Genomic DNA, 10,423 nt, shown 5'->3' on the forward strand with positions numbered 1-10,423 from the left:
CCACTTCCTACGTGTCGGTCCGGTCTTCCGTCGCCCGCGTCTCGTGCTCCCGGAGCAGCCGCAGCGCCTCCTCCTCGGACAGCCCCTCCACCGAGGCGAGCAGGCCGTCGCCGTCGGTGCCGAGGGCGTCCCCGACGGCCGCGGTGAGCCCGTCGACGCTGCCCTCGGTGAAGATCACCGGCAGCGGCACCTTCACCCCGAACGCCTGCTCCATCCGCGTCATGAGCCGGACCGCCTGGAAGGAGGTGCCGCCGATCGCGAAGAAACTCTCGGCGGGGTCCACCTCCGCCGCGTCCAGGCCGAAGACCTGCTGCCAGATCGCGGTCAGCTCCGCGCGCACGTCCGTGCTCACCCGGCGGCCTCCGCCCACTCGTCGGCCGCGATCCCGTCGGCCGTCTCCCACGGCGTCCGGTACTCCATGGACACCGCGTGCCGCGCCACCACGTCGCGGTGGGCCCAGACCTTCTCGAAGGCGTCGGCGTAGGCGGACAGCAGCGGCCCGGCCGAGGGCGACAGATGGGCCTTCTGGAGGGTGAACGAGTCGTCGATGACCGCGAGGGCGGTCGGCTGGTCCTCCGCCCGGTACGCGCGCGGCGCCACGCCCGGCAGCTGCCAGGGCAGGCCGCCGAAGCCGAGCCGCTCCCGGAAGACCCGCTGCTGCGGCAGCGACATCATCTGGTAGTGCCCGGCCGGCACGCCCTCGGCGCGCAGCGCCCGCATCAGGGCCGCCCGCAGCGGCCCGGCGTACCCGGCGGCCAGCTCCCACGCCCCGGGATCGGTGCGGAAGCGCAGGATGTGCCAGGCGTGGTCGCGGTCGTCGGGCACCTCGGGGACGAGCAGTCCGGGCAGCGCCGCGAGGCGGCCCAGGAAGCGGCGCACGTTCTCGTCGCGCAGCTTCGCCTCCTCGTCGAAGCGCTCCAGCCGGCTGCGGGTGAAGGCGGCCTGGATGGCGTTCGGCTTGTGGTTGAAGCCCAGCAGGTGGCCGACGTAGGAGCGTTCGGCCTTCTTCGTGGCGACCTCGCCGAACTGGCGCAGCATGGCGGCCCGGCGGGCGATGCCGTCGTCGTCGGTGGTGATCAGGCCGCCCTCGCCGCAGGTGGCGAGGTTCTTGCTGACGTTGAGGCTGAAGGTGTTCACCTCGCCGATGGAGCCGACGGTCCGGCCCCGGTAGACGGCGCCGTGCGCCTGGGCCGCGTCCTCGACCACGGCCAGGCCGTGCCGGTCGGCGACGGCGCGGATCTCGTCCATCTCGGCCGGCAGGCCGTGCAGGTGGACCACGACGATCGCCCTGGTGCGCGGCGTGATGGCCGCCTCTACCAGCTCCGGCACCATGTTGTAGGTGCGCGGGTCGATGTCCACGAACACCGGGACGGCCAGGACGTGCAGGGGAGCCACCGCGGAGGCGATGAAGCTCAGCGCGGGCACGATCACCTCGTCACCGGGCTCGACGCCCAGCGCGCCCAGGGCCACCGAGAGGGCGGCGGTGCCGTTGCTCACCATCACGCAGTGGCGGGTGCCGGTCCGCCCGGCCCACTCCCGCTCCAGCGACTCGATCTCCTGCTCGCCGACGGCGGCCGTGGTGAACCGGCCGCTGGACAGCGAGCGGAGCACGGCCTCGCGGTCCGCGTCGGTCACCAGCGGCCAGGCCGGGATGCGGCGGGTGCGGGGCACCGCGCGGGCACCCCCGAGCATGGCCAGTCGGTCCGGGGACGCCTGCCGCGTCGGCCGGGGCGCGGAATCGGTCATCAGAGTGCGGCTCCTTCGTGCCCGAGGGCGTCGAGTACCTGCTCCAGGTCGGAGCGCAGCGCGTGGCTGCGGCGCGCCAGCCGGTCCGGGCCGAGGTCGCCGGAGGCGGTGAGCGCGGACATGATGCGGAGGGCGGAGAAGTGGTGGGCGATCCGCTCGACGCCCCGGGCCGCCTCCGCGAGGCCGGGCGCGTCCAGGGTGCGGGCGGCCAGCGCCAGCCAGTCGGCGTGGACGGCGGTGCAGGCCAGGGCCGCGCCGGTGACGACGAACAGCTCGTCGCGGACCGCCTCGCCGGCCGCCAGCCGCTCGCCCGTCCGGGCGAGGAAGGCGGTCAGTCCCTCGGCGCCGGTCAGGCGCGGACCGGTCTCGCCCTTGCGGAAGCCCTCCACGTTGCGCTCGACGACCGAGCGGATGTGCTCGCGGTCGAAGGGGGGCATGTCCTCCGGCCCGGCGTCGAGTTCGACGGACAGCCAGCGGTTGCCGATCCGTACGTCGGTGAAGAACATGTCCCGGTCGTGGACGGCCGGGTTGCCCGAGTCGCGGGCCGCGGCGAGCTGCTCCAGGGTGATGTCGCCGTGGAAGCGGGGCGGGACCGCGTCCAGCACCCGCACCGTGCCGCGCTCCTCGTCGAACCCCTGGACGATCACCAGGTGGTTGGAGTGCACGTCCCGGTAGGCGGGCCGGAAGGGCAGCTCGAAGTTGTCCACGGCCACCGCCGCCGGCCGTCCGGCCGCCACCTCGTCGCGGACCTGGGCCCAGCCCTCGGCGGCGTCCGCCGGGTGGTGCCAGACGGAGCGCACCGGATGGTGGGGGGCGAGCGCGCCGAGCAGCGAGACGCCGTCGTCGCACGGGTAGTAGTACTCCTCGCGCCGCAGGTCGCCGGGGAGGTGCAGGAAGCCCCAGGCGGCCCCGAGGGTCTCCAGCGGGGCCACGCCCCGGTGGTGCAGCAGCGCGGCCATGCAGCCGTGCAGGCAGCCCGCGAGGTCGTGCCGCCAGCCGAGGACGTGGGGGACGAGTGCCGCTGTCACCGGGTGGCCTCCTGCCGCTCCGAGGGGGCGAGGGTGATCGCGAAGAGGTGGATCGCCGGGTTGTCCGGGAGCCGGAAGGCGCGCAGCCGCTCCTCCCGGCTGACGGGCACCCGCTGGCGCCACACGGTCGGGCCCATGGCGTGCTGGACGTGGCGCGGATAGTGCAGACGGGTGCACGAGAAGGCGGGGCGCTCGCCGAACCGGGAGGACGTCTCCGGCCAGAAGTCCGACACCCGCAGCCACTCCGGGTCCACGCCGCCGTCCGCGAAGTGCAGCAGCAGCGGGTCCTCGGTGCGGCGTTCGGCCGCGGCCAGGACGTGGATCCAGTCGTAGCGTCCCTCGGGCACCGGGACGAGCTGTCCGCGGCAGCGCACGTTGTCCGGCGCCCCGCCGCCCGTCGCGGGCCAGTGGAACGGGACGCCGTGCACCTCCACCGGTCCGGCCGGGGGGAGTTCGTCGGCGGGGAAGGTGTTGCCCCAGATGTTGAACGCGCCGTCGGACAGCCGGTCCGGGCGGGTGACGCCGACGTTGTCGGCGAGCGCCGTCAGGTCCAGCGGGACGGGGGCGGTGGTCGAGGTGGTCAACTCGGTCCTACTCCAGCCGTGTCGCGGGCGGGCGTGGTCGGGGTGCCGGACGGTTCCCGGCCGGGGGCCAGGCGCAGCACGGCACGCAGCCGCGGATGCAGGGTGCGCGGCATCAGATGGACGCCGACCCGCTCGCGCGGTGCGGCGAAGTGGTACGCGCCCGGGGCGACCGGCCGGGCGAGGCCCGTCAGCCGCCCGGTGAGCAGCCGCCGGGCGTCGGGCGGGGCGTCCTCCCACAGGTCGACACCGACCGGCTCGCCCGGTCCGAAGGCGCCGGGCGCGCCGTGCCGGGCCGCGCGCAGCGCCTCCCCGGGCCGCACACCCGCGCCCACCACGGCCAGCAGCCCGGCGGGCCCGGACAGCCAGCCGACGAGCACGTCGGACGGGAGCGGGGCACGGTCCGCCAGGGGCAGCGCGGACGGGTCGTGGGCGGCGCCCGGCACGCGTTCGAGGGTGGTCTCGGACAGCGGCTTGTCGTCGGCGGACCAGTGGCGCACGGCGCGAAAGCCCATCCGGGCGTACACCCCGGGCAGGCACCGCTCGACCACGGCGTTCAGCCAGATCCGGGGCACGCCCTCGGCCAGCGCCGCCGCCTCGACGCCCGCCACCAGCCGCCGGGCCAGGCCCCGGCCGTGGTGGGCCGGGTGCACGCAGACCCGGTGCACCTCCCAGCCGCCCGCCTCGTCGGCGGACACGCGCAGCGCCCCGGCCAGCCGTCCGCCGTCCGTCTCGGCCACCCAGATCCGGGTGCCCCGGGCGAGCCCGCGCCGTACGGCGGCCTCGCTCTCCCGGGCCCCGTCCGGCACCGGCAGTCCGGGCAGCGGGTCGGACCCGGCGTAGGCGAGGCGGGTCAGTTCGGCTATCCGGCCCGCGCGGGCGGCGGCCCCGGCCGGGGACAGGCGGCGGACCCGCGGCTCACCCATGGCCGAGCAGCAGGTCGAGGTAGCAGCGGGCGCCGAACTCCAGCGCCTCGACCGCGATGCGTTCGTCGGCCACGTGCAGCATGTCCCGGTAGGAGGTGGAGCCGCCGTGCAGCAGCGGCAGCCAGCCGTACGTCTCGATGCCGAGGCCCGGGAAGAGCCGGGCGTCGGTGGAGGCCGTGGTGACCATCGGCACCGGGACCCCGTCCGGGTCGTGCCGCCGCAGCACCCCGGTGAGCCGGGAGTAGAAGTCGCCCAGCCGGGGTTCGGGCATCTGCTCGCCCTCGACGAAGACCTCGAGGTCCATCTCCACCCCGGCCCGGGCCCGCAGTTCGGCGAGGAAGCCGGGGGTGTCGAACGGGCCGGGCAGCAGCCGCCCGTCCAGCTCCACCGTGATCTCGGCGGGCAGCACATTGGTCTTGGTGCCGCCGTGGATCACGGTGGCGTTGACGGTGTGCCGGACGACGGAGCGCAGGTAGCGGACGTCGGCGTCGTCGAAACCGGCCAGCGGGGAGGCGTCGGAGGGATCGGCCCGGAAGGCGCCGACGCGGGCCGCCTCCTCCGCCGGGAGGGCCGCCTCCAGCTCCTTGAGCATCAGGTCCACCGGGGGTGTCAGCAGCACGCCCAGACCGCCGTCCGCGATGGCGCCGAGCAGCCGGGTCAGCTTGTGCGCCGCGCCCGTCCCGTCGGTCACCCGGGAGGCGTGCCCGGCGGTGCCGCGCAGGACCGCGCGGACCCAGCAGGCCCGCTTCTCGGCGACCACGACGGGGTGGAACCGGGTCCGGCCGCCCAGCGAGAGGGTGGCGCCGCCGTCCTCGCCGATCGCGTGGCGCACCCCGGCGAACAGCTCGGGGTGCTCGCGCACCAGGTACTTCGCCCCGGCGGCGCTGCCCGCCTCCTCGTCGCACACCACGGCCAGCAGCACGTCGCCGGCCGGGGCGCGTCCGGTGGCCCGCAGGGTGAGCAGGGCGTCGAGCATCATGGCCAGCTGGCCCTTCATGTCGACCGCGCCGCGCCCCCACACCTCGCCGTCGACCAGCTCCCCGGCGAACGGGTCGCGGGTCCACGGCTGCCCCTGGGTGGGGACGACGTCGACGTGCGCGTGCAGCAGCAGCGGGGGCGCCTCGCCGCGGCCGGGTATCCGGGCGACGAGGTTGGGCCGGTTCGGCTCCCGGCCGAGCAGCCGGGTCTCCACACCCGCGGCGGCCAGCAGTCCGGCCACGTGACGCACGCAGGCGGCCTCGTCGCCGGGCGGGTTGGTGGTGTCGAAGCGGATCAGCCGCCGGGTCAGTTCGACGACACCGGGGCTGTCCGCGGCGGTGGTCCCGTCGGCGCTCATGCGGTCGTCTCCGTCCCGTGGGCCAGGGGGGCCAGGTCGCGCGCCAGCTCCGCGACGAGCGGGGCGGGCGCCTTGAGGAAGTCGTAGTGGGCGCCGTCGAGCAGCACCTCGCGGAGGGCGCCCTCGGGGACGTAGGCGGACCAGCCGCCCATCAGGGCGGGCGGTATCACCTCGTCGCCGCGCCAGCCGATGGCGGTGAGAGCGGTGGGCAGCGGGAAGGGCCCGGCGACCCGGTAGCGGCGGTTGGCCTCGATGTCGGCGGCCAGCACCGGGACGCCCAGCTCGATCAGATCGGGGTGCGGCTCGCCGCCCGCCGAGCGGGCCAGCGCGGCCAGTTCGCCGGCCAGCTCGTCCTCGCCCAGGTCCAGCAGCCTGCCGTACGGGCCGTCGTGCGGGGCCACCTGCGAGGACACGATGAGCCGGTCCGGCAGGCGCAGCCCGCGGCGCTCCAGCTCACGCACGGCCTCCACGGCGGGCAGGACGCCGCTGCAGTGGCCGAAGAAGACGAACGGGCGGTCCAGGTGCGGGGCGAGGGCGTCGACGAGCGGGCCGGCCAGCTCCTCGTAGGTGCCGAAGTGCGGCTCGCGCAGCCGCGCCTCGCGCCCCGGCAACTGGACGGGGTGCAGCTCGGCGCCGCCGATCCGCTCGGGCCAGAGCGTGTACATCGACGCGCCGACACCGGCGTACGGGAAGAGGAAGACCCGGGCGGCGGCGTCGGGTCCGGGGCGGCGCAGCAGCCACTTCGCCGGACGGGCGGGGCGGGCCCGGGGCGGGGCGGTGCCCGCGGGACCCTCGGGGGCGGCAGATGTCATCGTCGTACCTCGGGGAGGGGGGCGGGGCCGGAGGCGGGGGAGGGGTCCGGGGCGGCGGAATCGCCCGACTGCTCGACGATCAGCGCCAGTTCGGCCACGGTCGGGTTCAGGTAGAGGTCGCGCAGCCGGACCCGGAGGCCGTAGCGCTCCCCGATCCGCCGGATCAGCACGGTGGCCTGGAGGGAGTGGCCTCCCAGTTCGAAGAAGTCGTCGTCGGCCCCGATCTCGTCCAGGCCCATCAGCTCGGCCCACAGAGCGGCCAGTTCGTGCTCCAGACCGGGCGAGGGGGGCCGGAAGCCGGAGTCCAGGTCGGGGCGTTCGCGGATCTCGCGGGCCTCCAGGGCGGCCCGGTCGACCTTGCCGTTGGCGGTCAGCGGCAGCGCCCCGAGCCGGGCGACGGCGGAGGGCACCAGATGGGGCGGCAGGATGCGGGCGAGGGCCTCGCGCAGCACGGCGGGACGGACGTCGTCGTCCCCGGCGAAGAACGCGACCAGGCGCTTGCCCGTCTCGGGGTGGGTGTGCACCACCACACCGGCGTCCCGGACACCGGGCTGGTCCAGCAGGGCGTTCTCCACCTCGCTGGGTTCGATCCGGAAGCCGCGCACCTTGACCTGCCGGTCGGCGCGGCCGAGGAAGTCGAGGACGCCGTCGGGACGGCGGCGCACCAGGTCCCCGGTGCGGTAGAGCCGGGCCCCGGGGCGGCCGGAGAACGGGTCGGGCACGAACCGGTCGGCGGTGAGCGCGGCCTGTCCGGCGTAGCCGCGGGCGACACCGGAGCCGCCCGCGTACAGCTCGCCGGCCGTGCCGTCGGGCACCGGGCGCAGCGCCCCGTCCAGGACGTGGACCTCGGTGCCGTTGACGGGGCGGCCGATGGGGACGGGGCCGTCACCGACGGGGGCGGTCATCGGGTGGCAGCAGGTGAACGTGGTGTTCTCGGTGGGCCCGTAGCCGTTGACCACGGTGATGCCGGGCAGTGCGGCCAGGACGCGGTCGACGTGCCGGGGTGAGAGCACGTCCCCACCGGCGAGCAGCACCCGCAGGCCGCCGAGCCGGTCGAGCGGGCCCTCCGCCATCTGGTGGAAGAGTCCGGCGGTCAGCCACAGCACGCTGACGCCCTCCTCGGCGGTGGTGGCGGCCAGCGCCTCCGGGGAGAGGTCGCCGGGGGGCTGCACCGCGAGCCGGGCGCCGTTCAGCAGCGGGGCCCAGATCTCCAGCGTCGAGGCGTCGAACGCCAGCGGCGCCGCCATCAGGAACACGTCGTCGGGGCCGACGGTGAGGTAGTCGCCGTCCAGGACGAGCCGCAGCACGGCCCGGTGCGGCACGACGGCGCCCTTCGGGGCGCCGGTGGAGCCGGAGGTGTACGCGATGTAGGCGGCGGTCTCCGGGCCCACGGGGACCCCGAGGTTTCCGGCGGGGTGCCCGGCGAGCGCCCCGTCGAGGGCGTCGAGGTCCCGGACCCGGGCGAGTCCGGCGACGCCCTCGAGGGTGGGGCCGTGGGCAATCAGCAGGTCCAGGCCCGCCTCGGCCACGAGGAGTTCATGGCGCGCCCGGGGCTGGCGCGGGTCGAGGGCGACGTAGTGGCCGCCGGTCTTGAGTACGGCCAGCAGGGCCACGACGGTGCCGACGGAGCGTTCCAGGCAGACGCCCACCGGTGTCTCGACGCCCGCTCCGCCCTCGCGCAGGTGCCGGGCGAGCCGGTTGGCCCGCTCGTTGAGCTGGCGGTAGGTGAGCCGGTCGCCGCCGAGGCCGATCGCCACCGTGTCCGGTGTGCGGGCCGCCCGGCGTTCGAAAGCCGCGTGCACCGACGCGACGGTTGATCCCATTCCCCGTTCCCTCTGTCCTCGCGTGACACGAATCGGGCCGGACCTTCATTTCAGTCGCGCAGGCTCAGCGGCCTCTGATCGGTCCAGACGCGGGCTATCTCGTCGAGGCATTCCGCGCGGTTCCCGGTGAATCCGACGGTATGCCAGCCGGACGGCGGTTCGCCCCCCGAGGGCCATACCGAATACTGTTCCTCGTCATTGACGACAATGACCCAGGAATCCCGGTCGTCTTCCGTCGTCGTTCCGGTCACTTAGCCGCCCCCGGTCCACGCTCGTCGAATTGCGGATTACCCGGAAGACGCTAGGGGATTTCCCGGGGCAGCACATCCACTCTCCCGTGGACTCTTCCCCGAACGGTGTGTGGACGGCGGCGCCGGGCGTGGACGCCACGCTTACCCGCGTGCACGCCCGGCGGCCCCGCCGGGGGCCCGGCAGTCCGGCTCAGGCGGACTGCTTCACCAGCCCCGAACGGTAGGCGTAGGACACCAGCTGGGCCCGGTCGCGCACACAGAGCTTGTTGCGCAGCCGGTGGAGGTGGGTGCGGATGGTGCTGACCCTGATGGACAGTCTCTCCGCCACCTCCTCGATGGACATGCCCTGGCCGACCAGGGAGAGCACCTCGCGCTCGCGGGCCGTCAGGGTGCTGACGGCCGGGCTCTCCTCGGTGCCCGGGTGCGGGTCGCGGCTGCGGAACCAGTCCACGAGGCGTCCGGCGACCTCGGAGGAGAGCGCGGTGCCGCCCGCGGCCACGGTGCGCACGGCGTGCTCCACCTCCTCGCGCTTGGAGTCGCCGATCAGCACGCCGTCCACGCCGGCGCGCAGCACCTCGCCGATGGTGGCGTCGTCCCAGTCCATGGAGAACGCGATGCAACGGGCCTCGGAGGCGGACGCGTCGTTCTCGGCGACGACACGGCGGATCAGCTCCACGCCGGACATGCCGCGGTAGGTCAGACCGCTGATGACGACGTCGGGCCGGTGCTGGCGGATGAGCATGAGGGTGCTCATCGCGCTGTCGGAGACTCCCACGACCTGGATGTCCTGGGATGCTTCGAGGAATGTCTGGAGACCATTCCTGATGATGGACACTTCGTCACAGATGAGAACCCTGATCGGACCCATCAAGCACACGTCCGATGTGAATGCGAATGGTACTTCGGCGATAACACACGTTCGCCATTCATCTTACCCCCGGTCTCACTTCGCTTGTGTCGACATATTCCGACTCGATTCGATCACGAGGTGTGAGACAGTGTCAAAGGTTTGCTCGGCGGACTGTCGCGAAATCATCCTTGCCCAGTAGGCCGGGATCCGTCCGCCATGCCCGCGGCCAGCGTCGTCCCGTCGGCCGGGTCGATCAGGAGGAAGGCGCCGGTCCGGCGGCAGTCCGCGTAGGCGTCGACGGCCAGGGGCTCGGCGGTGCGCACCACCACCCGGCCGATGTCGTTGGCGGTGAGGCCCCCGGGGTGCGAGGGGATGTCCTCGACGACCGCCTTGACGGTGCGGGTGCCGTGTTTGACGAGGACCCGGTGGCCGACGGTGAGCGGCCGGTCCGCGACGTGGCAGACGGTGCCCCCGATGACCCGGGTGGTGGGCGGGGCGTCCTGGCTGGGCACGATCAGGTCGCCGCGGGAGACGTCGAGGTCGTCGGTGAGCAGCAGCGTCACCGACTGCGGCGCGAAGGCCGTCCCGACCGGCTCGCCGAGCAGGTCGATGCCGGCCAGCCGCGAGGTGCGGCCGGAGGGCAGCACGGTGACCTCGTCGCCGACGCGGAAGGTCCCGGCGGCGATCTGGCCCGCGTAGCCCCGGTAGTCGGGGTGGTCGGCGGTCCGCGGTCTGATCACGTACTGCACCGGCAGCCGCGCGGGCCGGTGCGGCAGGTCGTGGCTGACCGGGACGGTCTCCAGGTGCTCCAGCAGGGCCGGGCCCCGGTACCAGGCCATGCGGTCCGAGCGGTCGACGACGTTGTCGCCGACGAGCGCCGAGACGGGCAGGGGGGTGAAGCCGGGCAGGTCCAGTTCGGCGGCGTGCGCGGCGAAGTCGCGGACGACGCGGTCGAAGACCCGCCGCTCGTACCCGACGAGGTCCATCTTGTTGACGGCGAGGACGACGTGGGGGACGCGGAGGAGGGCGGCGATGGCGGCGTGGCGGCGGGTCTGTTCGACGACGCCGTT

The 10,423-nt window shown here is 74.5% G+C and carries 11 protein-coding genes; all 11 read right to left on the reverse strand.

All coding sequences use genetic code 11. The annotated features are described in order from the left end of the window. Positions 1-7: 7 nt before the first annotated feature. The gene (locus ACZ7LB_RS11195; RefSeq protein WP_471467134.1) at positions 8-352 is read right to left on the reverse strand and encodes an acyl carrier protein; all 345 of its coding nucleotides are present in this window, start codon (positions 350-352) and stop codon (positions 8-10) included. Then, complete coding sequence (locus ACZ7LB_RS11200) at positions 349-1,746, reverse strand: DegT/DnrJ/EryC1/StrS family aminotransferase (protein ID WP_471467135.1); 1,398 nt, start codon at positions 1,744-1,746, stop codon at positions 349-351. Before ACZ7LB_RS11200 ends, ACZ7LB_RS11195 begins: the two co-directional genes overlap by 4 nt. Further along, positions 1,746-2,774, reverse strand: a complete 1,029-nt coding sequence (locus ACZ7LB_RS11205) for a BtrH N-terminal domain-containing protein (RefSeq protein WP_471467136.1) — start codon at positions 2,772-2,774, stop codon at positions 1,746-1,748. Before ACZ7LB_RS11205 ends, ACZ7LB_RS11200 begins: the two co-directional genes overlap by 1 nt. After that, positions 2,771-3,358, reverse strand: a complete 588-nt coding sequence (locus ACZ7LB_RS11210; RefSeq protein ID WP_471467137.1) for a hypothetical protein — start codon at positions 3,356-3,358, stop codon at positions 2,771-2,773. Before ACZ7LB_RS11210 ends, ACZ7LB_RS11205 begins: the two co-directional genes overlap by 4 nt. Further along, on the reverse strand, positions 3,355-4,281 hold the full coding sequence (locus ACZ7LB_RS11215; RefSeq protein WP_471467138.1) for a GNAT family N-acetyltransferase: 927 nt from the start codon (positions 4,279-4,281) through the stop codon (positions 3,355-3,357). Before ACZ7LB_RS11215 ends, ACZ7LB_RS11210 begins: the two co-directional genes overlap by 4 nt. Next, positions 4,274-5,617 (reverse strand): M20/M25/M40 family metallo-hydrolase, encoded by a 1,344-nt coding sequence (locus tag ACZ7LB_RS11220; protein ID WP_471467139.1) that lies wholly within the window; start codon positions 5,615-5,617, stop codon positions 4,274-4,276. The genes ACZ7LB_RS11215 and ACZ7LB_RS11220 overlap by 8 nt, the downstream gene beginning before the upstream one ends. Then, a complete protein-coding gene (locus ACZ7LB_RS11225) occupies positions 5,614-6,429 on the reverse strand; it encodes a thioesterase II family protein (protein ID WP_471467141.1) in 816 nt (271 codons plus the stop codon). Before ACZ7LB_RS11225 ends, ACZ7LB_RS11220 begins: the two co-directional genes overlap by 4 nt. After that, complete coding sequence (locus ACZ7LB_RS11230; protein WP_471467143.1) at positions 6,426-8,252, reverse strand: non-ribosomal peptide synthetase; 1,827 nt, start codon at positions 8,250-8,252, stop codon at positions 6,426-6,428. The genes ACZ7LB_RS11225 and ACZ7LB_RS11230 overlap by 4 nt, the downstream gene beginning before the upstream one ends. 50 nt (positions 8,253-8,302) lie before the next feature. Next, positions 8,303-8,503 (reverse strand): MbtH family protein, encoded by a 201-nt coding sequence (locus ACZ7LB_RS11235; RefSeq protein ID WP_471467145.1) that lies wholly within the window; start codon positions 8,501-8,503, stop codon positions 8,303-8,305. 190 nt (positions 8,504-8,693) lie between these two features. Continuing rightward, on the reverse strand, positions 8,694-9,371 hold the full coding sequence (locus tag ACZ7LB_RS11240; RefSeq protein WP_471467146.1) for a LuxR C-terminal-related transcriptional regulator: 678 nt from the start codon (positions 9,369-9,371) through the stop codon (positions 8,694-8,696). 164 nt (positions 9,372-9,535) lie between these two features. After that, the coding region (locus ACZ7LB_RS11245; RefSeq protein WP_471467148.1) for an elongation factor 1-alpha C-terminal domain-related protein at positions 9,536-10,423 on the reverse strand (888 nt) is incomplete at its 5' end.

It is taken from the genome of Streptomyces sp. NPDC107521 (assembly GCF_055598485.1).

Excerpts from the sequence above, each read along its gene's own strand:
- ACZ7LB_RS11200 (WP_471467135.1), bottom strand. The coding sequence starts at position 1,746 with ATGACCGATTCCGCGCCCCGGCCGACGCGGCAGGCGTCCCCGGACCGA.
- ACZ7LB_RS11215 (WP_471467138.1), bottom strand. The coding sequence starts at position 4,281 with ATGGGTGAGCCGCGGGTCCGCCGCCTGTCCCCGGCCGGGGCCGCCGCC.
- ACZ7LB_RS11220 (WP_471467139.1), bottom strand. The coding sequence starts at position 5,617 with ATGAGCGCCGACGGGACCACCGCCGCGGACAGCCCCGGTGTCGTCGAA.
- ACZ7LB_RS11225 (WP_471467141.1), bottom strand. The coding sequence starts at position 6,429 with ATGACATCTGCCGCCCCCGAGGGTCCCGCGGGCACCGCCCCGCCCCGG.
- ACZ7LB_RS11230 (WP_471467143.1), bottom strand. The coding sequence starts at position 8,252 with ATGGGATCAACCGTCGCGTCGGTGCACGCGGCTTTCGAACGCCGGGCG.
- ACZ7LB_RS11240 (WP_471467146.1), bottom strand. The coding sequence starts at position 9,371 with ATGGGTCCGATCAGGGTTCTCATCTGTGACGAAGTGTCCATCATCAGG.